The organism is Cohnella mopanensis (genome assembly GCF_022352055.1).
GTDB classification, from domain to species: Bacteria; Bacillota; Bacilli; order Paenibacillales; family Paenibacillaceae; genus Cohnella; species Cohnella mopanensis.
Genome location: NZ_JAKRWM010000021.1, coordinates 102,884 through 127,816 on the forward strand (window position 1 = coordinate 102,884; position 24,933 = coordinate 127,816).

Sequence of the window (24,933 nt, forward strand, 5' to 3'; positions counted from 1 at the left end):
CACCCCGCTTATGTAGCCTATGATTGTGCGCTGCTCCGATCTTGCTTCAGATTCAGGGCGTAGGCTACTATGCATCATCCTATGCGTCTATCCCGGCTTTGAAGTGTGCGAGTGCCTAGTTGAACCGGCGGGGTTTAAACGTATATTACTCGTGGTGCAACGGAATCGGCGCACGAGGATTCCAATTGTCGCGGAAGGTAGGTCGCGGAAACAACAAGGCTAATGAGATCATGAGAGCGAGGAAGGAAATGAAATAAGGAGAAAAATAATCCCTCGCCGCTCCGGCGGCAACCGGGCCAATGAATGAGCCGATCGACAAAGAAATAGACAACAGGGAGAACGTTCTTCCATATCGAGTAGGGCCGCTCAACTGAAGAAGGAAAGAGGTCATCGCTGGGAAAATGACTCCTTTGGCCATCCCGACAGCGAATAGGAGAACGAGTAACGGAATCGGCCAGCCGGAAGCTAGGCCATAGTAACAGATCGCAAGCATCAGTACGCCGAAGATCGTTCGTAAATAGGGTAAATAACGGTTCAAGAACAACAGCCCGAGCGTGACCAGCGCACCGAGGCTGACAATCGAGAACAGGATGCCAGTGCTCATTATCGTCGCGCTGTCCGTCCCTCGCAGAGGCAATTCGAAGGCGAGAATGCCTTGAGCGCATGAAAGGCCGATCGGAAGCGAGAAGACGGTCCAAGGGAGGCGAGGAGGGTCGATCTTATGTGATCCGGAATGATTATCCGCGATTATGGGCTTGGACACTTGTTGATGTACGGATGGGATATTTCCAGTCGTTCTCGCGGGTTCTTTTACAAACCAGAGGGACAAGATTCCGGTTATGAGAAGAATTAAACCGAGCATGGCGAATGATTGGCTAAAACCGATTGTCGCCGCCAAATAAGCCCCCGCGGCGGGGGAGATGACGGATGCGATCGTGTGAACGAGACCATTGCCGGCCATAAGCTTGCCTTGATGAATGTGATCTTTGGCCAATCTCGCGAGGAGCGACATACAAGCCGGAGAGAGGAACGCGAGGACGAAGCCGCTTATTGAACGGATATAGAGAAGTTGCCACGGGTCGGTAACGCGAGCTTGGAACAGCAGGAGAATACCGGCGCCAATCAAACTCACGGATATGAATAAGCGGCTACCGTATCGGTCCACCGCGACGCCTGCAATCAGGTTGCCGGGAAGATGCGTCAAGGAATACATTCCCATGACAAGCCCGATGAACGAAGGGGCAGCTCCTAGCGATACAGCAAACGGGGTTAACATCGGGTATTGGGCATGTAAATCGAAAAATGCAACAAACAAGAATAAGTACAACCAGACTGCGGTTTTCACGGGCCGGACCTCCTTATATCGGGGTTTCGGTACCCCTCGTCCGCATCTGCGGCTTATCCTACTTGTACGTGCCAATCGTCTAGGATATGACGGTCGTTTACGGGGGTTATCGCATTACGTTATAATAGGGACATTGTGAGAATCGAGTTTTGTAGTTAATGGGGGAGAGTCTATGAATTTCGATACGGATGCTTGGCTACAGTTCATACAAGACAATTGGGTCATCGTTGCGATTGCCATCGTTGCCATTTTTATCGTGATGAAATTAGTTAAAACCGTGCTGAAATGGATATTGGTCGCGGCGATCGTTATCGGTATCGTGACATACGGCGGAATAAGCGTCGACGAGATCAAAGAGGTCGGGACTAAAGTGACGGATGAGCTGGGAGCCATCGGGAGCAAAGTATCGGAGGAGCTCAAGCAACAAGCCTTCAAGGCGATGTCTGGCGAAGCCAGCGAAGCGACTTACGTTGATAACGCGGACGGATCGTATTCAATCAAATCAACGAGCATTGAATTGACCGGCATTCCCAATTCGGGAGAGGTCACGGTGAAATTCCACGGGCAATCGCTCGGAACGTTGAAAATGGAAGACGCAGTGCGTGAATTCGTCGTAAAAGCGCGAGCTTCGGCTAAGTAAGCCGGATGAACGGTAAATGGACCGTCGTGGATGCTAATCTCGTCACCTGGATATTGCTGGCTGTTGTGGCATTTTCCTTCTATCAAGGCATTAGGCGAGGAGCATCAGGCTCCGTTAAGCAACTTCTGCTATTCCTGGTGGGTGCTTTAGTCGCTGTCGCGGCCGTTATTATTTCGGCATTGGCGGCTTCTTCCGTTTCACCACATTTGCAAAGCTGGTTGATGGAACGTCAACTGGAGCGTCCTCCAGCGGATGCGACCTTTTTCGCCCAATTCGGATATACCGCGCTGTCCGGTTTACGGGATCTTCCTTTGTTTCGTTTCGCGGCTTTGTTCCTTGTGTTTCATACGATCATTCGACTGCTCACGGGATTAGCGACGCGGATATTGGGAACAATCGTCTCGTTTCCGTTCGCAATCGTACCGAACGGCGGTGCCGTGAACCGATCGGTAGGAGGTATCGTAGGCGCGGCGCTGGGAACGGGCAGAGCTTTACTGCTTACCGCTGTGTTATTCGCTTATTGCGCGTTGCTTCCTCGAGGTCCAATGACGGATTATATCCAACAATCGGGACTTTATCGGGAAATAGCTGCGCAGGTGATCCGGCCTGCGACAGGTAACCTGATCGATGAGCGGCTACCTGTGTTCGCGCAGGCCATGTCGGGCGAGCTCGATCAGTTGTGGCAGAAGCGTTACGATGTTATCGATGCCGAATTGCCGAAAGAAATCGCCGAAGCCGCCGTTTCCGTTACGAAAGGAAAAACCAACGACGAGGAGAAAGCCCGCGCCTTGTACGATTGGGTCGGCAGCAGAATTGCTTATGACGATGATAAAGTGAAGGCGTACGTAGATGAAGGCGATTGGCGGGAGCAGGGGCCTGAGCAAACCTTCTCGACTCGCAAAGGCGTCTGCATAGACTATGCCAGATTATATGCAGCTATGGCGAGAGCCGTCGGATTAGACGTGCGAGTCGTCACGGGACTTGGTTATGATGGCCGAGGCGGGTATGGAGCTCATGCATGGAACGAAGTATATTTGAAAGAGCAACTACGTTGGGTTTCATTGGATTCTACTTGGGCAAGGACGGGTAATTGGTTCGATTCACCCGGCTTTACCGATACGCATATAAGGCAAGGAGGTTTAACCGGGTGAGCAACAATCAATCAGAAGAAGCTCAGAAGCGGGAAATTAGAAACAGGAGGCATTTCAGCTTCAGGCTTAATGTCTTTTTCTTCATTACTTTTTTCGTATTCTCGATCTTAATCGTGAGGCTGGCGTATTTACAATTCGTGGAAGGCGACAACCTCCGCGCCAAGGAGCATGAGATTGCAACGAGGCCGGTCGCGGTTCCGCCGATCCGGGGCAATATTTATGATTCCGAAGGCGTTGCTCTTGCTTATTCCACTTCGACGCAATCGTTGTACTTTACGTTCGATACGAAGATGACGGAAGAAAAAGGGCTGGCGCTCGCGGAGAGACTCGTAGAGGTATTCGACAGACTCGGGCAGAAAACGGCAAAACCGCTTACGGCGAAGGAAGTTTTAGCGGATATGGATCTGAAGGGGAAGGTTTACTTCTCTTATCAGCCGCGTCGAATCAAATCCGGCTTAACGAAAGAGGAAATCGCTTTTTTCTCCGAGCATAAAAAGGAATTTCCGGGAATGGACGTCGTAGAAGAAAGCATTAGGCAATACAACAAGGAAAAGGTCGCCGTACAGCTTGTTGGTTACATGAAGAAGATGAGCGGCGCAGCCTCTCTTGAGAAGTACAAGGACATCAACAAAGACAATACGGACAAAACGTTGGAATATTTGAAATCCGAGGAAGTCGGGTTCGACGGCCTGGAGTACATGTTTCAGGATGAGCTAAGGGGCCTGAACGGCATTAAAGAATATCCGGTCAACAATCAGAGCGAAATTATTGGGCCGATGAAATTGACGAAGCCGGTCAAAGGCGAGAATATTTATCTGACCATTAATAAAGACATTCAATTAGATACCCAAAGGGCGATAACCGAACATCTGGCGAAAATCCGGAGTTCTACGAACAAACAGGAAAGCGCGAAAAACGCGAAAACCGGCTATGCGGTAGCAATGGAAGTGAAGACGGGGAAAGTGGTCGCAATGGCAAGCATGCCGGACTATGATCCCGAGGTATGGCAAGGAGGAATAAGCTCGGAGGATTTGGATTCCATTAAGTATTATATGAGTAATGGAGCCATTCGGGATGTTCAGCCCCCGTACAACGACGATAAAGAGCGAATGAAACACCCTTCGTCGCTTGTCAATCTAGGGTCGACTCAGAAGCCGTTGACGATTCTACTCGGTTTGAACGAGAAGCTAATAACAACGCAATCCGAATTCATCGACCCCGGTTATTTTGCCTTCGGACGCGAGGGACATGAAACTCGGGTTCGTAACGCGAGCAGCGCGGCGAACGGAAAACTAAAGCCGGCGACCGCGATAGCAAAGTCGTCTAATGCCTTCATGGCTAGCATGGTTGGTAACAGGCTCTATATGCGCGACGGCACTCAAGGCGTAGACATCTGGGACAGCTACATGAAACAATTCGGTCTCGGCGTGACAACCGGAAGCGGATTGCCGCACGAATCAAGCGGAAGCATCAACTATTTCAAGGAAGTTAAAAACGGTAGCGCGCAATCCGCATTGATCTATGCTTCGTTCGGCCAACAAGCTAGATACTCCGTCTTGCAGCTAGCTCAATATGCTTCTACTTTAGCGAGCCACGGTCAAAGGATGAGACCGCAATTTATTAATAAAATTGTGGATTCCGACGGTAAAATCATACAATCCTTTCAGTCGGAAATTCTGAACACGGTATCTTTTCCCGAAGCTTATTGGAACACTATTGAAACTGGGATGTCGCAGGTTCGAGTACAAGGGTTCGAAGACTTCAAGTATAACTTCTATCGGAAGACGGGGACTTCGGAGCAGGATGTTGGCGGCGGACGCGTCGAGAACGCCGTATTCATCGCCTATGCGCCTGCCGAGAATCCAACGTTGGCGGTAGCCGTCGTAGTGCCGGAAGGCGGTTATGGAGGCTGGGGAGCGGCACCGATCGCGCGCAAAATTTTCGATTCGTACGACGAATACGTCGGATTAAACGGAACGCCCCAGAAGAAAGAGGTAACCGCTCCACCGGTAAACGGGGCAGCGGACGGAGTACCGGACGGTCAAGCGGCAGATCAACAATAAATGCAATTCGATTTGATAAAATGATAGGGAATTGCAGACGGCATAGACAGCAGGGAGCGGAATAAACAGATGGCTTACCAAATGGGAAAATATAAGTTGTTGGCGTTGGATCTGGATGGAACTTTGCTAAACGATCGCAGCGAGATTAGCGAAGAGAACGCGGAATGGGTAAAGCATGCCGTGGACGCGGGAGTTACGGTGTGCGTGTCGACCGGACGCGGGTTCAAGAGCGCGCTTCCGATTGTGGAGCAGTTAGGTCTAGATACGCCAATGATTACGGTTAACGGAGGCGAGATTTGGACGAAGCCGCACTCCATACACCGGCGGACGTTGCTGGATTCGGAAAGGGTCATGAAGCTGCACGCTTTGGCCGAGCAATATCCCGACGTGTGGTATTGGGCGTATACGACGGAAGATATTTACAACAAGGAACGTTGGGCAGGGGATACGGTCGCGAGCCACTGGCTCAAATTCGGTTATTATTACGAAGACGTATCCGTTCTCGGCGAAATTTTGAGTCAAGTTCAATCCTGGGGAGGTCTTGAGATCAGTAACTCCTCCCCCTTTAATATCGAGATCAATCCGATCGGCGTATCCAAAGCGAGCGCGCTCATGGAAGTGTGCCGGATGAAAGGTTTCGACATGTCGGAAGTCGTGTCCGTCGGAGACAGTTTAAACGATATTGCCGCGATTCGGGCTTCGGGACTTGGAGTCGCGATGGGCAATGCCCAAGAGGAAGTAAAGCTCGCCGCAAATGTCGTCACGGGAAGCAATCAGGAGAACGGCGTCGCTCAGGTTATTCAAAATTATGTACTGAGGACGTGATGATCGGTGGATATACTGGGCTGGGTACTCATTACGGCCTTATTCGCGGTAGGAATGGCGGGAGCGATTTACCCGATCTTGCCCGGTGCGTTAGCCATCTACGCGGCATTCTTCGTATATGGATGGTTTTTCTCGTTTGAACCTTTTGGGATCTGGTTCTGGATTATCCAGACGATTATCGTCATAATCCTGTTCGTGGCGGATTATATGGTCAATGCATGGGGAATCAAGAAATATGGAGGCTCCAGGGCATCCGTCATTGGCAGCACTATCGGAATTCTTATAGGCCCTTTCGTCATTCCGGCATTCGGTCTAATTATTGGACCGTTCGCCGGGGCCGTCCTTGGAGAGCTGATTCACGGTTCGGATTTCAAAATGGCTTTGAAGGTCGGTTGGGGCTCATTGCTCGGGTTGTTAGCTAGCACGATTTTCAAATTCCTAGTGCAAGGCATGATGATCGTATTATTCATACTTTGGCTGATTTTCAATTGATGCGAAAGGGGAGTTTATTATGGTTCGTGTAACCGTGTGGAACGAGTATAAGCATGAACAAATCCATGATGAGGTACGCGACGTCTATCCAAACGGAATTCATGCGGTCATCGCGGAAGGCTTGGATACGTCCGGGGAAATCTTCGACGTCCGTACGGCTACCCAGCCCGAACCTGAGCATGGATTGACGCAAGAGGTATTGGATCAGACGGACGTATTGATCTGGTGGGGTCATATGTCTCACGACGAAGTGGATGACCTGATCGTCAATCGTGTTCACGAACGCGTTATGAACGGAATGGGTTTAATCGTGCTTCACTCCGGACATTTCTCGAAAATCTTCAAGAAGCTAATGGGTACGGACTGCGATCTGAAATGGCGGGAAGCGAACGAGAAGGAACGGATTTGGACCGTGGATCCTTCCCACCCGATCGCCGAAGGCATACCTGAACATTTCGAATTGAAGCCGGAAGAAATGTATGGCGAGCATTTCGATATCCCGGCGCCGGACGAGCTTATTTTCGTAAGCTGGTTTGAAGGCGGGGAAGTGTTTCGCAGCGGCTGTACGTTTCGTCGCGGACAAGGAAAGATCTTCTATTTTCGCCCCGGACATGAAACCTATCCGACCTATTACCATCCATTAGTTCGCCGCGTAATCGCCAATGGAGTGAAATGGGCTGCTCCTTCGGGCACGGCGCGTCCCGTGCGGGGCAACCATCAACCGCTTGAACCGATTAACTAAACCATACCTAAGAGGTTCCCTTGAAAAAAGACACTTTACTTAAAAGCACGCTCATTCTCGCGGCCGCCGCGCTTGTCGCCCGAGCTCTCGGCATCTTCCAGCGGGTGCCTCTGGATTATTTATTGAATGATGTCGGGAACGGCTATTTTACGGTAGCCAATAACGTTTATTTACTTTTGCTCGTCGTGGCGACTGCAGGTATTCCAAGCGCCATCAGCAAGATGGTATCCGAGCGGTATGCGCTTGGCAAAATCGGAGAGGCACAACAGATTTACCGGGCATCGCTCCTTTTCGGAGCCGTAGCAGGCGTTATCATCACGCTGGCGATGCTATTGTTGGCTCCGGTAATAGCTGGACCTATTCTTCACGCTCCTGATGCTTCCGCGGCGATTAGAGCAATCGCGCCATCGTTGCTTTTATTCCCGTTGATCGCCATGATGAGAGGTTATTTTCAGGGACGCCAGTTCATGACGGCAGGCGGAATATCGCAGATCGTAGAACAATTCCTAAGGGTTATTGCGGCTGTTTCCATTGCCTATGCCGTTTACTCAGTCAATCCGCTGAATGATAAGGGCATCGCTTCCGGTGCAACGCTAGGTAGTGTATTTGGTAGTATAGGCGCTTTTATCGTCATGATCTATTATGCGCGTAAACTTAAAGCGAGTGACCGCTCAGAACCCCAACTTAAGAAAGACTCGTCGATTAGATTGAGCTTGCGCTCGATCTATCGGGAACTGTTTCGATTATCCATTCCCATCGTTATGACAGCAATTACCGTGCAATTGTTATATACATTGGATACGATGATGGTCAAGTCATTGACCAGAGGACATTTCGACCCCGATCTCATTAACCAATGGTGGTCCGCGCTTGGGATGAAGGCGCAATCGATCGCAGGAATACCGGTCATTCTTGCCGTTGCTTTAAGTCAGTCGATCATCCCGATTATCTCTTCGGCACATGCGACAGGCGACCATGCAAAGGTTGGGAAACAGGCCTCTTTAGCGGTAAGAATCGCTTTATATAGCGGTATGCCGGTCGTTTTATTGCTCGGGATCGGTGCCTATAGCGTGAATGGTTTTCTTTTCCAGAATACGGATGGCAGCGCGATCGTTGCTTTGCTAACGCTCGGTACGCTGTTCCAAGTTGGCATGATGGTCACGAACTCGATCCTGCTAGGGATCGGCGAACCGAGGAAAGCCACGATGCACACGATTACCGGCGTGTTAATCAAAGTCATTCTGAGCTTCGCGCTTGCCCCGTCGTTCGGGGTATATGGTATCGTAGCCGCAACGACAGTTTGTTTTATCTGGTCGTTGGCCTTCAATATTCTTAGCTTGCGCAAACGCTCTAAGTTCAAGCTGCTCGGAAACAGATGGATCGGTTTTATTGCTACATCGGGAATTGTCGCTGGGGCGTTGGCACTTATCGAATGGGCCGTTCTGGCGATTGGCGAAGGACTTCCCGATAAGCTGGCGTTTTTCTTGTCATGCGCGGTAATGGGAGGCGTACTCTTGGTTCTCTACCCGGCGTTGCTCGTCTTTTTACGAGTAGTCACCGCCGAGGAGATCTCGACGTATCCACGTCCGGTACGACGCTTGTTAGCGCCTTTTATGAAGCTTCGTTCGCGAAGTCAGTCAGCTTAACTTGAGAACGGTGACACTATCCGAATTGCGGATATGCCGCCGTTTTTTTTGTGTATCCATTATTTTGGAAGGATTTTCAATAGACGTGTCGAAATTCAAGCAATCTAGATTCTCTATATGAACAGTTGTCTAAAGCTAAAGGAGAGAGATAAAGTGAACGGTCGTTCTTACAAAAGGATTGGAGCATTGTTATTCGTACTGTTGTTAGCGGTTGTTGTGGGGTGTCAATCCATCGGTGGCTTTAATCTGAACGACATGCTGATCAAGCAATTGGATGTGAAGCAACAGGAGCAATCCCAATCGTTCGATTGGGAGATTGAATTTAACGACGAATTATTGTCCAAGGAAGATCCGGAGATCGCCGCGGTGTTGGAAAATTTCAAGAAGGTCTCATTGAATATTACTCACGCCAAAACGGATGATGAAGGTAAACAGTGGATGACCGGTGTACTCCATCTGAGCAAAGGAGATATTCCCTTTACTTTCAGCGCGGATAGTAAAGCGATAAGATTGGACGTGGATGGCGCCAAAAGGCCTTTTGTGTTGGATCTATCCGAATTCGGCACGACGTTCGGCATGGGATTGTTCGGAGAAAACTCGCAACAGCAACTGAAGGAATCCGTACGTCAGCTGGTCAAAAACGTCGCTTCCTATTTCGTGAAGGGACTTCCGAATCCGCCTGTTATAGCAGTTGAACGGGTATCGACTCCCGTAAACGGTATTTCCATGAACTTAACGAAGGTTCACGCCGAGATCAACGGGGAACAACTTGGAGATCTCATACCCGTATATTTGGACAATCTGATCAAGGATAAAGAAGGCTTTCGTTCACTCGTAAGCGGTATATTGCAGTGGGTAGTGGAGTTGCCTCCCGAAATAAAAGACTTGTTTGGGGGAATCGGACAGTTCGAAGAAGATTTTGATTTCGAAGCTACCGTGGATGACGTCGTTAACGAGCTGTTCCCTCTTCTGAAGAAAGCCCAGAAGGAGTTAACGGATAGCCGTGACGATGAGGAATGGAAAGAAGCGTTCGATAAAGGAATAACCGCGACCGCCGATTTGTTCGTTGACGACTCCTTGCAATTACGGAAATCGCTGGTGGACATCCAGGTGGCTCCCGCTATTTTCTCGGATGAAGAAAGCCCGGTTAGAAAAATCAAAATCCGTAGCGCGAGCGAGATGTGGAACGTCAACGGGAAAGTTGACGTTCCGGCGGTGAAAGTCCCGATTAATGCCTTGACTCAAAAGCATTTGACGGACATGGAAGCTTTCCAATTCGTACGTCTGTTCGAAGAGGATTCCGTCATCTACGGCCTTCTTAAGAACGACTTCAAAATCGATGATCAATCGTTCGAGCTAAGCGACGAGTGGGGCATTCCGTTCTTCATCGATTCCGATAACGTAGCCTACGTTCCGATTAGATCGACTATGGAGGAGTTCGGAGTTCATCTGAACGTCCCGGAGGCTAAAGGACAAATCCGCTTCTACGATCAGGCGACCGAGCAATCATTCGTATTCCAGCTAGGCTCGCTAAAGGCTACCGTTAACGGGCAAGCGATCAAGCTTAAGCATAAGATCGTCACGGACGGACCGTTCGCGTACGTGTCGGCGGACGATTTGTTCGGCCTCCTTGGCGCGAAATATAAGATTACGCATAAGGAAGACGGAGAAAGCGTCATGGAGGTTACAAGGGATTTGTAATAGCGAGTTCTCAAATTACGGGTATAATAACAACAAGAGATAACGACAGGTGGGATTAACAAATGCAACGAATTACAGACGAAGCAACATTTCGCGAGGTAATCGCCGAAGATCAGTTGACTGTCGCGATCTTCAAGACGACATGGTGCAAGGATTGCCATTTTATCGATCCGTTCATTGCCGACGTAGAGGCTGCTTATGCAGACCGCCTAACGATGATCGAACTAGATCGAGATGATCTTGAGGCGCTGTGCAGCGAGCTGAATATACTCGGCATACCGAGCTTTATCGCCTTCCGCAAAGGCCAAGAACTCGTACGGTTTGTTAGCAAGCTGCGCAAAACCCGCGAAGAGATAGAACAGTTCCTGGATCGGGCTGTTGAAGTGTCCAGGGCATTGGCAAACGAGTAAGGACAATCTTTACCGTGTCGCCCCTTTATCCGATTGTTCGGGTAAGGGGGCTTTTTGTTAGGCAATAATATGACTATTCCCCCAGGCATGCCAATGTTCACATATTGAACATGGCTTTGAAAGTGGGGGTTCGGTATAATGGGAACTGGCCCCTTGCGCCAACTTTCACAAGAAATCGGGGATGGGCATGACTTCACAGAGATATCGTTTATTAACCTTACTTACCTGCATAGGAATGTTTTTGGTGCTGATTGCCGGCGTTCTCGTCACGAATACGGATTCAGGCCGCGGCTGCGGCACGGATTGGCCGCTATGTAACGGCCGTTTCGTACCGGCTTATACGGTTGAATCGATGGTAGAATACAGTCACCGGATGATTAGCGGTCTCGTTGGCTTGCTAGTCGGCGCCACTTATTTGGTTACGCACTTCTGGAAGCCGGCTCGGAACAAGGAAAATTTGCTGTATGCGGGCGGCGCTTTACTGTTTACCGTCATGCAAGCGATTCTTGGAGCCATGGCGGTTATCTGGGAGCAATCGTCGCTCGTTCTGGCGCTTCACTTCGGCATTTCGTTGTTTGCCTTCACGTGCACTTGGTTGTTATATTCGAGGGTGAAACAAAAGACTTTGCCTTCAGCGGGACAAGAGAGTACCCGTACATCCTCCAAACCGGCTTCGGCGGTTACTTTGCCGAAGGCACTGTTCCGCAGTATGATCGCTATTCTCGTCTACTGTTATGGCGTCGTCTATTTGGGCGCGTACATCAGACATACAAGCTCAGGCGGAGCCTGCGAAGGATGGCCGCTATGCAATGGGGAAATCGTACCGGAGTTGTCCGGTTCGACGGCCGTCGCTTTCGCTCATAGACTCGCTGCGCTAATATTGCTCGTCCTAGTGGCGATTCTTACGACGTATGTCCGCAGGGCGGCAGGCAAAAATTCCGAGCTGGCTTCGATAGCCAATAAGGCTCTCGTTCTTGTTTTCTTGCAAGTACTAAGCGGCGGATTACTTTCTTTCACGCTCAGTAACGAAGATGTCTATATATTTACCGGATTACTTCACACGATCATCATTTCGGCGCTTTTCAGCATGCTCGTATTGTTGGCGATTCGTACGCGGCAATCTTCTCGTGAATAGCATTCAATTCGGAGGTTAAGGTATGATTTTTGATTCTTTAAGGCCTTTTATCGAAACGCTTCGCCAGAATAAAGAGCTGGTCATCATAGAAGCACCTGTCGATCCCGTGCTGGAAATCGCGGAAATTCATCGTCGCGTCATCGACCGTGAAGGTCCCGCGCTTTTGTTCACGAACGTCAAGGGAAGTTCGTTTCCCGTCGTAACGAACCTATTCGGCACGCAAAAGCGGGTGGACCTCGCATTCGGTCCTCGTCCGGAACAATTGGTCCAGCAACTGATAAGTTCGGTGGATTCGCTGTTGCCGCCATCGTTCTCCGCGTTGTGGGGACAGAAAAACATGTTATTCGACCTGATGAAGGTAGGCTTTAAGAAGGTTCCGGCCGAGCGGGCACCCGTCCTTCAGGTGTCGCGCAGAGAGCGTCCTTTGGCAGGCATTCCGGCGATTACAAGCTGGCAAGAGGACGGCGGACCGTTCGTGACGTTACCGCTTGTCTATACCGAGCATCCGAATAACCGTAAAAACCATAACTTAGGCATGTATCGAATGCAGATTTTCGATGACCAGACGACGGGCATGCATTGGCAAATCCATAAAGGCGGCGGGTTCCATTACCACGAAGCGGAGAAGCGTGGGGAAGCGTTGCCTGTAACCGTATTTCTTGGCGGGCCTCCCGCTTTAATCGCTTCTGCGATTGCTCCAATGCCCGAGAATATGCCGGAATTGATGTTGGCGTCCATGATTATGGGCGGCAAGCTTCCGATGGCAGACAACCCTCTGGGTGGACACCGGATTCCCGCGGAAGCGGAATTTGCTATCGTAGGGCGAGTTCTTCCGCACGTACGGCGCCCGGAAGGTCCGTTCGGCGATCATTTCGGCTATTATTCTCTCGTACACGATTTTCCTGTATTCGAAGTCGATCATGTATGGCATCGCAAAGACGCCATCTATCCGGCAACGATCGTCGGCAAGCCTAAGCAGGAGGACTACTTCCTCGGGGAGTACTTGCAAAGGCTGTTGTCCCCGGCTTTCCCGATGGCTATGCCCGGAGTACGTAGCTTATGGGCGTACGCAGAGACGGGAGTCCATGCACTGGCTGCGGCGGTCGTACGCGAGAGCTACTCTAGGGAAGCGCTGGGAACGGCATTCCGCATCCTCGGAGAAGGCCAGCTGTCGCTGACCAAATTTTTGATTTTAACGGATCGTCCGATGGACTTGGCGAATTTCCCGCTGCTCTTGGAGACCGTGCTGGAAAGATTCGATCCCTTCAAGGATCTGTTCGTGTTCGATCAGACATCGCACGATACGCTCGATTATACGGGTCCAAGATTAAATCATGGCAGCAAGGCGGTTCTGCTTGGCGTAGGCGATCCTGTGCGCGAGCTGCCGGGCGAATATACCGGCGGACCTATACCGGGCATCCATAAGGTTAAGCCTTATTGCCGAGGCTGTCTCGTCGTCGAGGGTGCCGCTTATGCCGAGGATCCTGAGCTTGGCTCCAGGCTGGCGGAACGGCTTTCCGGCGAAGATTGCCCATGGCCGCTTGTCGTCATCGCGGACGACGCGGATATTGCCGACGGGCAAACCGCGTTCCTGTGGGCAACGTTCACGCGATTTAACCCTGCTGCGGACATTTACGCGGTAAGCGACGCGGGACGTCATCATATCGGTTATCGGTTACCGATCGTCATCGATGCGCGCATGAAGCCGGGTTATCCGGACGAGCTGTTCCCGCGCGAGGATATCGTGGAATTAGTGGACCGGCGTTGGAAGGAATATTTTCAACCGACAGGTTGGAACGGTTAGAGGGAGTAGAGACGGCGATGCCCAACCGCAATCGGTTGAGCGCCCCGTCTCTTTTGCGTTACAATGGTATAATTGAGTCTAACAAGCTCACCTAAATGCAGTTGGGAGGAACGGCTTTGCTTAGAATGTTGTTCGGTGAACAGCCAAGAGAGTGGGCAGGGACGTCGCTTGAGACAGTTCAAGCGATCGAGCGATTCACCGCGCTGTCCTCTAAGCTCGCGGAGAGAATGCCGGAGCAAGCTACAAAATTCCGCACGTATGAGATATGGGCGCAAGGACTGCTTCGTTCCATGGACGAACTTGAACAAAGCTGTTATGCGGCCAAGCGATATTCGCTACTTATACATTCCGATCACGTGGACGAATTGTCGTCTGAAGAGCTCTTCAGTTACAATCGGCACGTTTATTTCGATAAAGATGCCTATATCCGCGTGTTTGCCATACTTGATAAGCTAGGCACTTTGCTGAATCATTTGCTTAATTTGCGAACGGAAAAGGTAAAGGCGCATTTTTCCTATTTTACGGTACTAAGAAATATGAGAGAGAACCACAAGCACGTTGAACTCATGAAACCTCTTAACGATCTGAAAGAGCGCTCGCAGGGCGCCATGAATCGGCTGCGTAACCGAAGGAACTTGGAAATCCATCAGATGAACGCGGAGCTTAAGGACGATCTGAACCAAAGCCTCGCCCGGAATGGAACGCGGAGGACGATCGAAGATTTGAAAGCCAATATGGAGGATTTGGATCAGAGCTGGGAGATGGTCCACGGTTCCCTTAACCATTCCTTCCGGTTTGTATGCGGTTGGTTAAGAAAAATGGATTAAGTCAGTGATGGGGATGGGGGGAAGCGGCGTGAGGTTAGACGGCAAAACGGCATTAATTACGGGCAGCGCTAAAGGATTGGGCAGGCGTACGGCTTTGGAGCTTGCCGCACAAGGCTGCGACGTAGCAATCAATTACGTAACGAGCCGCGATGAAGCGGAACAGCTCGTGCAAGAGATTTTGCTGATGGGTCGCAAAGCTTGCGCGATTCAAGCGGACATTGCCAAGTCCGACGATGCCGAAAGACTCGTTTCCGAAGTGGAGATCAAGCTCGGCGGCGTTGATATTCTGATTAACAATGCAGGGCCTTTTATCCGGGAACGACGTCTATTCGCGGATTATAAACCGGAAGATATCCATTATTTGATGAACGGCAATCTCGTTGGAACGATGCTCATGGATCATCGGGTGCTTCCGGGAATGAGAAGCAGGCAGTGGGGGAGAATTATTCATTTCGGCTTCGGTCATGCTTCCGAGGCACGCTCATGGCCGCATCGCGCCGTATATGCTGCCGCGAAGGTCGGACTCGTATCGTTCACGAAGACGCTTGCGGTGGAAGAGGCCGCTAGCGGAATTACCGTGAACATGATTTGTCCCGGAGATATCCGCGGCGGGAATAAAGAAAAGAGCATCGTCGACGTTGCGGGCATTCTGGATGACGAATCTCCCAGAGGCCGCCCGGGAACCGGCGAGGACGTGGCAAGAATGATCTCCTTCCTATGTATGCCGGAATCGGACTTCATTACGGGCAATACGATCGACGTTTCAGGCGGTTTGGATCCGATCCGAACCCATTTGAAGAGATGACAAAAGGCCCTGCCGCGAGGGCAGGACCTTCTCCACTTCTGGATAAGAAGGAAAATCAGAACACTTGAACAACTTCCTGAATGCCTTCGACTTCTTCCAGCAATGCGCGCTCGATACCTGCTTTGAGCGTGATTGTGGAGCTCGGACAGCTGCCGCAAGCGCCCATGAGACGCAATTTGACGATACCATCCTCGATGTCGACGAGTTCAACATCCCCACCGTCGCGTTGCAAGAACGGACGCAATTTATCGAGAACGTCGATGACTTCATCGTACTGTGTGCTTGGAGCATTTGTACTCATTGATCATCACTCCTTTCAGATTCTATTATAGTACAAAAAGTCAGGTTTTCAAACAGACGCTTGTTAGCATTTCGCTTAAGGAAAGGAAATGGACCCTATGCATATCGTGGAGTTCTGCGTAAGCAACATGCACCACGGAACGGATCAGGTGCTGAAAAAGTTAGAGAAACTTCCCGATATCGAAGTAATCGAATATGGATGCCTTGGCAATTGCGGAGAATGTTATTTGTCTCCGTACGCGTTGGTGAACGGCGAAAGCATCGTAGCGGAAACGGCTGAACAACTTTACGATCTCGTGCTGGATGCCATCGCAAAGCAAGAGCTTGATAGAGCGGCAATGGATAAACTGCTCGACGATCTTTGAGCGGAAGTCCAGAAAGTCAACTTTTGATCACGAAGTCGAAGTCCGAAGTTTATCAGCCGAAATGGCGTTTGCTTTTCCAGAGCACTCCGCTCTTGAGCATACGCGGGATACGACCGAGAAGCGGCGTAGCTCCCATTAATCCGAAACCGGCTTTTTTCCCTAAAGAACCAAGCACACCCTTAAGTTTGATACGGGATAGCTTCGGTTCTTTGTTGTCTAAGCGGGCGCGAATGATTTCCGCGACTTGTTTACCTTGCGCTCCAGCGAGCTGCGCGCTAGGGGAGAACGGTTGGCTAGAGCAATCGCCGATGACGTACACGTGCGGAGCATCTGGGAGCTCGTGCCACTCGTTGACGATCAGACGGCCTTGAGGGTCCTTAGGCAGCGTCATGCGCTGTACTAGCTCAACGGGCTGGATTCCTGCCGTCCATACGGTAACGTCGGAAAGAATCGCCTCTTCGCCGTTGTGGATGACCCCTTGTTCAAGCGAAGTGATGCCAATATGCGAGCGCATTTCCACGTCGTGTTGACGGAACCAATCCGCGACGTAAGTTTGCAATTTGCTAGGAAATGCCGACATGACGCTGTTGCCTCGATCAAGGATGCGGATGTTCACGTCAGCGCGACTCTCGCGCAGCTCTGCAGCGATTTCGACGCCGCTTAGGCCGCCGCCGACGATCGTTAATTGGCCATATGGGCGGATATCGTTAATTTGTTGGAAAGTTTTCCGTGTCGACGAAAGCGATTGGATACTGCAGGAATAATCCGAAGCGCCGACGATTCCATGGTAATTGTCCGTGCATCCGAGCGCAATGACCAACGAATCGTAAGAGAGCGGTTCCTGTTCGTTAAAATGAACGATTTTATTTTCCAAATCAATGTCGGTCACATTGCCGTAAACCATCTGTAGCTGAGGGTGGATCGGGAAGTTCACGCGAATTTCCAAATCGGATACCGTACCTGCCGCTAAAGCGTAGTATTCCGTCTTTAAGCCCTGATATGGCATACGATCCACTAAAAATAATCGGGCATCGCTTGGTAAATGCTCTAACAGCTCCTGAACGACCGTAAGTCCTCCATAGCCGCCGCCTAATACTACGATCTTACTCATACATTAAACTCCTTTTACGTCGGTTTGTCTTAGTATGACACAGAAGAGTCCCCGTCTACCCGACGGGGAACTCCTTATTACTCGTATATTTTCATCTCATTGTAGAACGTATCGCGTTCGACGGGAATACGTCCGGCGCCTTTAATTAACCAGACCAAGTCTTCGCGGGTAATGCCGGCAGGCGTTAGAGCGCCGGCGGCGTGGCTGATTTTCTCGCGGACGATCGTACCGTGCGCGTCGGATGCGCCCATTGTAAGCGCTACCTGCGTGAGCTGAGTGCCAATATTGATGAAGTAAGCTTTAATATGCTGGATATTATCGAGCATTAGCCGGCTGATCGCAATGGCTTTCAAGTCGTCATAAGCGGAATTTCTGCGGCGGATGCTAGCTTTAGGGCTGATCGGCTGCATGGAGAGAGGGATGAATACCTGGAATCCATTCGTCTCATCCTGAAGTTCCCGAATATGAAGCATATGCTGAACGCGTTCTTCCAACGATTCGATGGATCCGTATAACATCGTCGTATGCGTTCGTAAGCCAAGCTGATGAGCAGTCCGGTGAACATCCAAATACTGTTGGATGTTGGCTTTGTCGACTCGCATTTTTTTGCGATACTGATCGGACAAGATCTCCGCGCCGCCGCCGGTCAACGTCTCCAAACCAGCCTCGATCAGTCGCTCCAGCACTTCCTTGAAGCTTAACCCCGAGATGCGGGAGAAAAACTCGATTTCGGCGGCCGTATAAGCTTTAATCGTAACGTTCGGGTATTTCGCTTTAAGCGCGCGGATCGATTCTACGTAATACTCGAAGGGCACGTTAGGGTTGTGTCCGCCGACGATATGGAATTCGCGAACGCCCGGGTGAATGTGTTGCTCCACGTAGTCGATCATTTCCTGCGGTGATAACGTGTAAGAGCCTTCTTGGCCTTCGTCCTTGCGGAAATTGCAAAACGCGCAATGAGCTTCGCATACGTTAGTGAAGTAGAGGCTCATATTTTCGATAAAATAAACTTTCTTGCCGTTCTTTCGTAGATTAACCTCATTGGCTAATTGTCCGATCGTTAGCAGATCATCAGATTTGTAGAGAAATATGCCGTCCTCGAGAGTAAGGCGTTCTCCGTTTCTGACTTTATCGGCGATTTCCGCCATTTGACGATCGGGGTGCGTCGTAACGAGCGTCATGTGATGCGCCTCCTGTGACCCTTAATCTGTTCCATAATAAGTGCGAATGCTGTGTGCGAAGGGTTTGTGAAAAAAATAACTTAATATAAATGCATGCAGAAACCCAAGGTGAACAACTGTAAACATTATAAACCTCAATATAATACTCGGCAACTGGAAATAGAAAACGTATAAAGGATGGCGAAATAGGGAATCAACTTGAATAATAAACCAAATTATGGTTATGTTTAAAATGACAATTTCGAACGAGGCGGTGCGTGAAAAATGAAACCGGATATTTTACCACTTAGCGAGTTAGAGAAACTGGACGTGGAAGAGAAGGTTCAAACACTACAGCAGTATCGGGCGGCGTATACGATCAAAGATCTGAGCCAAGCCTGGAGCTTGTCTAACCCCATTCAATATTACATGTGGTTAAAAAAACAGCGCATATACGAACAAATCGTGCGACGCGCGGACAAATTCGAGCCTTCTAAAGAGTGGAAGAGAATGCACGATTTGAATGGGCGTGAGCTGGACAGGGGACGTCTGCGCGACTTGTCGGCGGACCAATTCCGCTATTTGCTGGATACGGATTCCACAGGGCCGGAGCTGGCATTGGTATTCCGGAGACTGGCCGATTTTCTGCAAAATGAGCAGGGGCAATTCCGATGCCGGATTGAACTTAAAGCCATCGCTCAACCTATTCCGGGCGATACCTCTCTTGAGGCATAGGACTCTCTAGGGTATACTAAAGAGAGACCAGCGAGTATACGGCAGCCTTGAAGCAAATGCTTACTAGGCTTAATGATGCGACAAGCGTTGCTCGCGCTTAGGAGGGGAACCAAGATGGTAAACATTAGCGAGTCGGCAACGGGGAAAATCCAAGAAATGCTGGCGGCGGAAGAAACTCCGAATTTGTTTCTGCGCATCGGAGTTCAAGAAGGCGGATGCAGCGGATTTTCATATGGGATGGGATTCGACGACGAAATGCACGAAGGCGATAAGGAAATGGACATTCGCGGCGTGAAAGTCGTCGTCGACGGAGATAGCATGAAGTACTTGAACGGCCTCGAGATCGACTGGAAGGAATCCGCCATGGGAGGCGGCTTCACCATCAACAATCCGAACGCGTCCGCTACATGCGGTTGCGGATCGAGCTTCAGAACGGCTACCGAAGCGGGTAACCCTGCAGCGGAGCCTTGCTGATAAGGAATTAGAGCGTTCAATTACAAAACCTTCCGGACATGTGTGTAACGACTGCACACATGTCCGGAAGGTTTTTTTTCACCCTTACGCCCAAAACGAACTTTCCGTTTGGGCGTTTTGTTTTGATTAAAGCCGGGAGAGGCTTAGTCAGTCAAAGCCCCCGCTAATTCCGACAATAATGAAGAGGAGGAAAATGAGGAATATTGTTCCGCCCGTCGATACGCCGGCAATCGCCATCCCTCTCCATTTGGAGGTGTTGATTGAAACCAGACCAAAAACGAGGGATATAATCGATAATATAAGACACAAAAAGAAAAAAGGTCCGGTCGTTGCTGATGATGCATCCGTTCCGCTGAGAACAATGGCAAGAAAGAAAAAAAAGAAATCAACGCAGGCAATAATCATTGACGTTAACGCTAGTCCCGATTTGTCTTTCCTTTGTTTGGGCTGCCTTGGTTCTGGAACATGGGGAGAAGTTTGTATTGGCAGGGGTTTCAAATGGTTAGAAGGTTCCAACAATCGATCAACCTTTCGAAAAATAGGATATATGAAAATAGTACCAAATTATTCAATGGTTTTACATACATTCGGAATTTATTTGTTTTATTTTGCGTATTTAGGTGTATCTAACAGTTAACTAACACTTCCCCCTGAACTTTACAAAAACTTTGGATTTAAGATAAAGGTACAATTAACAGTTCGAGTGTCGATGTATGGAGATCGCGAGATCGTTCGCGAAGGAGGATTCGATATGGAAAACAGAACGAGATTAAGAAAAATGCGACGTAGAATCGAGAATCTTCGCAATAAAATGGTACTGGCCTTCGTGCATAACGGTGCCGACATGAACCATCCGCAAGTGCTGCGTCTATCGCAGCTGTTGGATGAGCAGTTGAATCGTTATGAGCGGTGCAAATTATACGAGCAATCCGACTATCCCCCCCGAAAAGCAGTCTAAATAGGGGCGAATCTCAGGCGTCATCCATCCAAGAACCTGTCCGGTTAATCGAGTATGTATAGATATACCCGCAGGAAAGGAGCCTTTATGGATGGAGGTTACGATTAGCCGACAATTGGCTAGCAAGTGGTTGAAAACAAACGCATTGCTTTCTAACCCATATATTGCACGGTACATTCCGACTTCAAGGCTGCTGAATAAAAACAATTTGCGGCTGATGCTTGCGAGATTCGGCATGGTCGTCGTGAAGCCGGTTCGCGGTGCAGGGGGAATCGGTGTCATTAAAGTAGAGAAATTAGGGGGATCGTATTGGCTGACACATAAATCAACCAGCCGTAGGTTCTCGAGCTTTGATCGATTGGTGCGCGCGCTTAACGCTTCTCGCAGAAAACGTACTTATTTGATTCAAAGAGGAATCCATCTCGCTAAAATCGACGGGCGACCTATCGACTATCGAGTCAAATACGTTAAGGAAAAAGGGAAATGGAAGTACCGTTCAATGGTAGGCCGATTGGCTAGGCCGGGACTGTTCGTCACGAATCTATGCAGGGGCGGTACCCAGATGACCGCAGCGCAAGGAATACGTCGATCATTGTCCGCTAGGCTTGTCAGAGCGAAGAAACGCGAAATGCGACAATTGACGAATGCGTCAACCACGCTACTGGAGAGCCGATATCCAGGCATCAGATCTCTAGGGTATGATTACGGAATCGACCGAAACGGACATATTTGGATGTTAGAGGTCAATACACGACCGCAGTAAATGTCCCGAAGCGACAGCTTTTTCTATAGATTCCTCTAATAGAATATTTTGCGGTCATGAAAGTTATTTATGAAGTCAGCTTAGAAAATGGCAACGACAAAATGTGAATAACTTCATCCACAATTATCACAATGCTGACAAAGGACTTGCGGCATTTTTCAACAATTTGTCCACATCATACCCACACCCTTCTGTGGATAACTGGCGGGCTTGTCCAGCAAGATTAGGACGTGCTATGATGCCTTCACAAAGTTCCTAAATAAAGGAAAGGGTGTGGACGATGTTGCCTCTGTTGCCAGATGACTTGTTGTTGGACGCTTATCGAAGCGCGCTCCGTTTGCAATTGGAAAGAGAGTTCGTTCATCTGCTTCGGTCGGAAATTAGGCGAAGAAAGCTCAGTATTCCGGAAGAGCGGGTATTCTAGACATGCCACACGGTAATGTCAACGCTAAAAGGGTAATCGCAGGAAGTACATCGAACCGCATGTTGGCAAACCGCCTCATGGACGAATGGACTTGCGGTGAGCAGCGCGGGTTCATAGGGGGAATAGGGACCGCTCCAATCGGTCCAACGACCTTCGTCTTCGGCAGTGGAACCGCACTTCGGACAAGAGGCCTCTAGGGGGTTCAGAGCGTTGCAGACAGGACAAATCATAAAAGGCATCCTCCTTAGGTCCGGAAAATCCGGAATACCCAAGTAGGATGCCCTTTTGTTTTTCTATAATTTCATGTTGCTGCTATGTCCCGGAGACAGCTTGGCGTCCGGATCAACATATACTTTAGCGTTGTTGATGGCCGTAGGCGCTTCTCCGAATCCAACCGCGATGAGTTTAAGTTTACCGGGGTATGTCGTAATATCACCTGCGGCGAATATACCGGGGATATTCGTCTCCATTCGGGAGTCGACGATAATCGATCCTCCTTCGATATGAAGGCCCCATTCGGCGATTGGACCGAGCGAGCTGACGAACCCGAAGTTGATAATAACCGCGTCGACATCGTAATCCGTTGTCGCTCCCGATTTAACATCCGTAAGCGTGACTTGCTTAATGGAACCTTCGCCATGCAAGGCCGTAATTTCCGTTGGGGTGATCACTTTGACTTTAGACTTCATTAATAGCTCGACGCTGTGCTCATGCGCACGGAACTTGTCTCGGCGATGAACCAAGAGCACTTGCTCGGCGATCGGCTCGAGCATAAGCGCCCAATCTAGCGCGGAATCGCCGCCGCCGCTTATGAGAACCTTCTGACCACGGTAACGTTCAAGATCGCTGACGAAATAGTGAAGATTGGTTTTCTCATATTGTGCCGCTTCCGGTAATTCCAACCGGCGCGGTTCGAAGGCACCGACACCTGCCGTAAGGATTACGGCTCGTGCATGATGCACGCGCTTATCGGTAACAATTTCAAAGAGGCGTTCTTCTAGCTTGCTCACTTTGACAACTTTTTCTTCTAAGTACAATTGAGATTGAAAAAGATCCATTTGAACTTTTAAGTTATTGACCAGTTCCTGAGCCGTTACTTTCGGAAACCCCGCGACATCATAAATGTATTTCTCCGGGTAGAGCGCGGCGAGTTGACCGCCTAGTTGAGGCATGCTTTCAATAAGACTTACCGACATTTGCCGCATTCCACCATAGAAGGCTGCGAACATCCCGGCGGGGCCTCCACCGATAATAACGACGTCTACGGCTGGTACATTGCTTTGATTCAAAAGGGTGACACCTCCGTTAATCATACAGATCGTTAGGAACTAAACGTATCCATTATAAGCTTGTAAATGAAGCGTGAAAAGGATTTTGTAAAGAAGTCCAAATTAATTCGTGAAAAAGAACCTTGAAAATTGTTGGAAAAGCTTATATGATCATTTTTGTGGAGAACTTGATTGTGGCATAACGGAGAACATTGTGTAATTTTTCACAAACTAAACACAAACAGGGATTGGATGGGATCATCAATGAGCAGTATACCTAAAATAGTTATTCTGGGAGCAGGCTATGGCGGCGTATTAACCTCGCTTCGACTGCAAAAGGAATTAAATTATAATGAAGCGGATGTAACATTGGTCAACAAGCATGACTACCATTACATCACGACTCACTTGCACATGCCGGCAGCAGGAACTGACAATCCGGAAAATGCACGAGTGAACATCTCCAAACTGATCGATGAATTCAAAATCGATTTCGTTAAATCGACGGTCGTGCAAATTCGTCCTCAAGATCGCAAAGTCATTCTTGAAGATGGTACTTTATCTTACGATTATCTCATTATCGGACTGGGCGGCGAATCTGAAACGTTCGGAATTCCGGGGCTTGGCGAATATGCGATGAACATTCGCAGCATTAACTCCGTTCGTCTCATTCGCGAGCATATCGAATATCAATTCGCACGCTTCAAACGCGAGCCGCACCGCACGGATTACTTGACATTCGTTGTCGGCGGCGCCGGATTTACCGGTATTGAATTTATCGGAGAACTCGCAGACCGTATCCCTGAGCTGTGCAAACAGTTCGACGTAGATCCTTCGCTCGTCAAAATCGTGAATATCGAAGCGGCTCCAACCGCATTGCCAGGCTTCGATCCTGAATTGGTTGAATACGCGATGCAAGTCCTTCAGAAGAAGGGCGTTACTTTCCGCATCGGTACGGCGATTAAAGAATGTACTCCTGACGGCGTAATCGTCGGAGAAGGCGAAGAAATCAAATCGCAAACGGTTATTTGGACCGGCGGCGTACGCGGTAACCGCCTCATTGAAGAAGCTGGCTTCGAAACGATGAGAGGACGCGTTAAAGTAGACGAATTCCTGCGTGCTCCCGGCCATGATAACGTCTATATTTTGGGCGACAATTCCCTTGTCTTTAACCCAGAAGGACGTCCTTATCCGCCAACGGCGCAAATGGCAATGCAACAAGGCGTTAACTGCGCGCACAACTTGGTTGCGTCGATCCGTAACCAACCGTTGAAAACTTATTCGTTCTCCAATAAAGGTACCGTTGCATCGCTTGGTAAAGGCGAAGCAATCGGGGTTGCCTTCGGCAAGAAATATAAAGGCCGCGTAGCTGCATGGTTGAAAAAAGCTATCGATATCCGTTATCTCTTCATTATCGGCGGTATTCCGTTAGTGCTGCGCAAAGGTAAATTCTTCTAATGAGACACTGCAGCGTGCAAGTGCGGGGCCTGTTGACTCGGGATGAGCTGGACCGTTACAACGCGCTGATGGAAGTTGGCTCTTATTTAGAATCGCAAAGCCGATACGACCTTGTCGCGACGGTTCAAGCGGAAGTGGATCTTCTCATTCAGCCCGGCATCGAGCGTTTGAAGGAAAAGGGCCGGGCGAGAGACCGTATGACGCAGGAATATTTGGAAGAGAAGCGTCGTGCGGAGTGGGAAGCGCAGATGCGCGAATTGGAAGACGAAGATTAAGTTGGAAGCCGGATTCGGAATCCCTGTGTCATGGGGAGTCTGAATCCGGTTTTTTT

At 49.6% G+C, this 24,933-nt stretch carries 27 protein-coding genes; 22 read left to right on the forward strand and 5 right to left on the reverse strand.

Going from position 1 to position 24,933, the window contains the following annotated elements; all coding sequences use genetic code 11:
* Positions 1-145 precede the first annotated feature (145 nt).
* On the reverse strand, positions 146-1,345 hold the full coding sequence (locus L3D05_RS22835) for an MFS transporter (RefSeq protein ID WP_239618692.1): 1,200 nt from the start codon (positions 1,343-1,345) through the stop codon (positions 146-148).
* A gap of 172 nt (positions 1,346-1,517) precedes the next feature.
* Here L3D05_RS22835 and L3D05_RS22840 point away from each other — a divergent pair, with 172 nt between their 5' ends.
* From L3D05_RS22840 to L3D05_RS22900, 13 genes are all read left to right on the forward strand, one after another.
* Positions 1,518-1,985 carry a hypothetical protein gene (locus L3D05_RS22840; protein ID WP_239618693.1) on the forward strand — a complete coding sequence of 156 codons (468 nt, stop codon included), beginning with the start codon at positions 1,518-1,520 and terminating at the stop codon, positions 1,983-1,985.
* Between the two features lie 5 nt (positions 1,986-1,990).
* Complete coding sequence (locus L3D05_RS22845) at positions 1,991-3,136, forward strand: transglutaminase domain-containing protein (protein WP_239618694.1); 1,146 nt, start codon at positions 1,991-1,993, stop codon at positions 3,134-3,136.
* Positions 3,133-5,199, forward strand: a complete 2,067-nt coding sequence (locus tag L3D05_RS22850; protein ID WP_239618695.1) for a peptidoglycan D,D-transpeptidase FtsI family protein — start codon at positions 3,133-3,135, stop codon at positions 5,197-5,199. Before L3D05_RS22845 ends, L3D05_RS22850 begins: the two co-directional genes overlap by 4 nt.
* A 69-nt stretch (positions 5,200-5,268) precedes the next feature.
* Positions 5,269-6,024: a Cof-type HAD-IIB family hydrolase gene (locus L3D05_RS22855; RefSeq protein WP_369418002.1), complete on the forward strand. Its 756-nt coding sequence runs from the start codon at positions 5,269-5,271 to the stop codon at positions 6,022-6,024.
* 6 nt (positions 6,025-6,030) lie between these two features.
* Positions 6,031-6,516, forward strand: coding sequence for a DUF456 domain-containing protein (locus L3D05_RS22860; protein WP_239618696.1), 486 nt, complete (start codon positions 6,031-6,033; stop codon positions 6,514-6,516).
* Positions 6,517-6,535: 19 nt separating this feature from the next.
* Positions 6,536-7,258 carry a ThuA domain-containing protein gene (locus tag L3D05_RS22865; protein ID WP_239618697.1) on the forward strand — a complete coding sequence of 241 codons (723 nt, stop codon included), beginning with the start codon at positions 6,536-6,538 and terminating at the stop codon, positions 7,256-7,258.
* Positions 7,259-7,278: 20 nt separating this feature from the next.
* Positions 7,279-8,904, forward strand: coding sequence for a putative polysaccharide biosynthesis protein (locus L3D05_RS22870; RefSeq protein ID WP_239618698.1), 1,626 nt, complete (start codon positions 7,279-7,281; stop codon positions 8,902-8,904).
* Positions 8,905-9,057: 153 nt separating this feature from the next.
* Positions 9,058-10,605, forward strand: a complete 1,548-nt coding sequence (locus L3D05_RS26825) for a stalk domain-containing protein (protein WP_239618699.1) — start codon at positions 9,058-9,060, stop codon at positions 10,603-10,605.
* Positions 10,606-10,667: 62 nt separating this feature from the next.
* Positions 10,668-11,015, forward strand: a complete 348-nt coding sequence (locus L3D05_RS22880) for a thioredoxin family protein (RefSeq protein WP_239618700.1) — start codon at positions 10,668-10,670, stop codon at positions 11,013-11,015.
* 235 nt (positions 11,016-11,250) lie between these two features.
* Positions 11,251-12,150, forward strand: coding sequence for a COX15/CtaA family protein (locus tag L3D05_RS22885; protein ID WP_239618746.1), 900 nt, complete (start codon positions 11,251-11,253; stop codon positions 12,148-12,150).
* A gap of 22 nt (positions 12,151-12,172) precedes the next feature.
* Entirely contained in the window at positions 12,173-13,954 is a 1,782-nt protein-coding gene (locus tag L3D05_RS22890) for a UbiD family decarboxylase (RefSeq protein ID WP_239618701.1), read from the forward strand.
* 125 nt (positions 13,955-14,079) lie between these two features.
* Positions 14,080-14,781 (forward strand): Cthe_2314 family HEPN domain-containing protein, encoded by a 702-nt coding sequence (locus L3D05_RS22895; RefSeq protein ID WP_239618747.1) that lies wholly within the window; start codon positions 14,080-14,082, stop codon positions 14,779-14,781.
* A gap of 13 nt (positions 14,782-14,794) precedes the next feature.
* Complete coding sequence (locus tag L3D05_RS22900) at positions 14,795-15,586, forward strand: SDR family oxidoreductase (RefSeq protein ID WP_439647976.1); 792 nt, start codon at positions 14,795-14,797, stop codon at positions 15,584-15,586.
* A gap of 55 nt (positions 15,587-15,641) precedes the next feature.
* Here the strand turns inward: L3D05_RS22900 and L3D05_RS22905 are convergent, their stop codons facing one another.
* Entirely contained in the window at positions 15,642-15,887 is a 246-nt protein-coding gene (locus tag L3D05_RS22905) for a NifU family protein (protein WP_115994096.1), read from the reverse strand.
* 97 nt (positions 15,888-15,984) lie between these two features.
* Between L3D05_RS22905 and L3D05_RS22910 the strand changes: the two genes are divergently transcribed.
* Complete coding sequence (locus tag L3D05_RS22910) at positions 15,985-16,251, forward strand: YuzB family protein (protein ID WP_439647973.1); 267 nt, start codon at positions 15,985-15,987, stop codon at positions 16,249-16,251.
* A gap of 52 nt (positions 16,252-16,303) precedes the next feature.
* Here the strand turns inward: L3D05_RS22910 and L3D05_RS22915 are convergent, their stop codons facing one another.
* Together L3D05_RS22915 and mqnE are read right to left on the reverse strand one after the other, a co-directional pair.
* Positions 16,304-17,362: an NAD(P)/FAD-dependent oxidoreductase gene (locus tag L3D05_RS22915; protein WP_239618704.1), complete on the reverse strand. Its 1,059-nt coding sequence runs from the start codon at positions 17,360-17,362 to the stop codon at positions 16,304-16,306.
* Between the two features lie 77 nt (positions 17,363-17,439).
* A complete protein-coding gene (gene mqnE / locus L3D05_RS22920; RefSeq protein WP_239618705.1) occupies positions 17,440-18,543 on the reverse strand; it encodes an aminofutalosine synthase MqnE in 1,104 nt (367 codons plus the stop codon).
* A 264-nt stretch (positions 18,544-18,807) separates the two neighbouring features.
* Between mqnE and L3D05_RS22925 the strand changes: the two genes are divergently transcribed.
* The 6 genes from L3D05_RS22925 to sda all read left to right on the forward strand — a co-directional run bounded on the left by L3D05_RS22925 (position 18,808) and on the right by sda (position 21,876).
* The gene (locus L3D05_RS22925; RefSeq protein ID WP_239618706.1) at positions 18,808-19,257 is read left to right on the forward strand and encodes a hypothetical protein; all 450 of its coding nucleotides are present in this window, start codon (positions 18,808-18,810) and stop codon (positions 19,255-19,257) included.
* A 114-nt stretch (positions 19,258-19,371) separates the two neighbouring features.
* Entirely contained in the window at positions 19,372-19,731 is a 360-nt protein-coding gene (gene erpA / locus L3D05_RS22930; RefSeq protein ID WP_239618707.1) for an iron-sulfur cluster insertion protein ErpA, read from the forward strand.
* A 193-nt stretch (positions 19,732-19,924) separates the two neighbouring features.
* Entirely contained in the window at positions 19,925-20,368 is a 444-nt protein-coding gene (locus L3D05_RS22935; protein WP_239618708.1) for a hypothetical protein, read from the forward strand.
* Between the two features lie 114 nt (positions 20,369-20,482).
* Positions 20,483-20,689 carry an aspartyl-phosphate phosphatase Spo0E family protein gene (locus L3D05_RS22940; protein ID WP_239618709.1) on the forward strand — a complete coding sequence of 69 codons (207 nt, stop codon included), beginning with the start codon at positions 20,483-20,485 and terminating at the stop codon, positions 20,687-20,689.
* A gap of 91 nt (positions 20,690-20,780) precedes the next feature.
* Positions 20,781-21,452, forward strand: a complete 672-nt coding sequence (locus tag L3D05_RS22945) for a YheC/YheD family protein (RefSeq protein ID WP_239618710.1) — start codon at positions 20,781-20,783, stop codon at positions 21,450-21,452.
* Positions 21,453-21,732: 280 nt separating this feature from the next.
* Positions 21,733-21,876, forward strand: a complete 144-nt coding sequence (gene sda / locus L3D05_RS22950; protein ID WP_239618711.1) for a sporulation histidine kinase inhibitor Sda — start codon at positions 21,733-21,735, stop codon at positions 21,874-21,876.
* 293 nt (positions 21,877-22,169) lie between these two features.
* On the opposite strand, the gene L3D05_RS22955 is transcribed toward sda, so the two are convergent.
* Positions 22,170-23,165, reverse strand: coding sequence for an NAD(P)/FAD-dependent oxidoreductase (locus tag L3D05_RS22955; protein WP_439647974.1), 996 nt, complete (start codon positions 23,163-23,165; stop codon positions 22,170-22,172).
* Between the two features lie 243 nt (positions 23,166-23,408).
* Between L3D05_RS22955 and L3D05_RS22960 the strand changes: the two genes are divergently transcribed.
* Both L3D05_RS22960 and L3D05_RS22965 read left to right on the forward strand, forming a co-directional pair.
* Positions 23,409-24,602, forward strand: a complete 1,194-nt coding sequence (locus tag L3D05_RS22960; protein WP_239618713.1) for an NAD(P)/FAD-dependent oxidoreductase — start codon at positions 23,409-23,411, stop codon at positions 24,600-24,602.
* The gene (locus tag L3D05_RS22965; protein WP_239618714.1) at positions 24,602-24,877 is read left to right on the forward strand and encodes a hypothetical protein; all 276 of its coding nucleotides are present in this window, start codon (positions 24,602-24,604) and stop codon (positions 24,875-24,877) included. Before L3D05_RS22960 ends, L3D05_RS22965 begins: the two co-directional genes overlap by 1 nt.
* Positions 24,878-24,933: the final 56 nt, after the last annotated feature.

What these genes read in the sequence shown, in the direction of transcription:
- L3D05_RS22880 (WP_239618700.1), top strand. Translation starts at nt 10,668, where the DNA reads ATGCAACGAATTACAGACGAAGCAACATTTCGCGAGGTAATCGCCGAA.
- L3D05_RS22865 (WP_239618697.1), top strand. Translation starts at nt 6,536, where the DNA reads ATGGTTCGTGTAACCGTGTGGAACGAGTATAAGCATGAACAAATCCAT.
- L3D05_RS22895 (WP_239618747.1), top strand. Translation starts at nt 14,080, where the DNA reads ATGTTGTTCGGTGAACAGCCAAGAGAGTGGGCAGGGACGTCGCTTGAG.
- erpA (WP_239618707.1), top strand. Translation starts at nt 19,372, where the DNA reads ATGGTAAACATTAGCGAGTCGGCAACGGGGAAAATCCAAGAAATGCTG.
- L3D05_RS22905 (WP_115994096.1), bottom strand. Translation starts at nt 15,887, where the DNA reads ATGAGTACAAATGCTCCAAGCACACAGTACGATGAAGTCATCGACGTT.
- L3D05_RS22910 (WP_439647973.1), top strand. Translation starts at nt 15,985, where the DNA reads ATGCATATCGTGGAGTTCTGCGTAAGCAACATGCACCACGGAACGGAT.
- mqnE (WP_239618705.1), bottom strand. Translation starts at nt 18,543, where the DNA reads ATGACGCTCGTTACGACGCACCCCGATCGTCAAATGGCGGAAATCGCC.
- L3D05_RS22960 (WP_239618713.1), top strand. Translation starts at nt 23,409, where the DNA reads ATGAGCAGTATACCTAAAATAGTTATTCTGGGAGCAGGCTATGGCGGC.
- L3D05_RS22945 (WP_239618710.1), top strand. Translation starts at nt 20,781, where the DNA reads ATGGAGGTTACGATTAGCCGACAATTGGCTAGCAAGTGGTTGAAAACA.
- L3D05_RS22965 (WP_239618714.1), top strand. Translation starts at nt 24,602, where the DNA reads ATGAGACACTGCAGCGTGCAAGTGCGGGGCCTGTTGACTCGGGATGAG.
- L3D05_RS22840 (WP_239618693.1), top strand. Translation starts at nt 1,518, where the DNA reads ATGAATTTCGATACGGATGCTTGGCTACAGTTCATACAAGACAATTGG.
- L3D05_RS22845 (WP_239618694.1), top strand. Translation starts at nt 1,991, where the DNA reads ATGAACGGTAAATGGACCGTCGTGGATGCTAATCTCGTCACCTGGATA.
- L3D05_RS22900 (WP_439647976.1), top strand. Translation starts at nt 14,795, where the DNA reads ATGGGGGGAAGCGGCGTGAGGTTAGACGGCAAAACGGCATTAATTACG.
- L3D05_RS22925 (WP_239618706.1), top strand. Translation starts at nt 18,808, where the DNA reads ATGAAACCGGATATTTTACCACTTAGCGAGTTAGAGAAACTGGACGTG.
- L3D05_RS22935 (WP_239618708.1), top strand. Translation starts at nt 19,925, where the DNA reads ATGAGGAATATTGTTCCGCCCGTCGATACGCCGGCAATCGCCATCCCT.
- L3D05_RS22890 (WP_239618701.1), top strand. Translation starts at nt 12,173, where the DNA reads ATGATTTTTGATTCTTTAAGGCCTTTTATCGAAACGCTTCGCCAGAAT.
- sda (WP_239618711.1), top strand. Translation starts at nt 21,733, where the DNA reads ATGTTGCCTCTGTTGCCAGATGACTTGTTGTTGGACGCTTATCGAAGC.
- L3D05_RS22915 (WP_239618704.1), bottom strand. Translation starts at nt 17,362, where the DNA reads ATGAGTAAGATCGTAGTATTAGGCGGCGGCTATGGAGGACTTACGGTC.
- L3D05_RS22885 (WP_239618746.1), top strand. Translation starts at nt 11,251, where the DNA reads ATGTTTTTGGTGCTGATTGCCGGCGTTCTCGTCACGAATACGGATTCA.
- L3D05_RS22940 (WP_239618709.1), top strand. Translation starts at nt 20,483, where the DNA reads ATGGAAAACAGAACGAGATTAAGAAAAATGCGACGTAGAATCGAGAAT.
- L3D05_RS22855 (WP_369418002.1), top strand. Translation starts at nt 5,269, where the DNA reads ATGGCTTACCAAATGGGAAAATATAAGTTGTTGGCGTTGGATCTGGAT.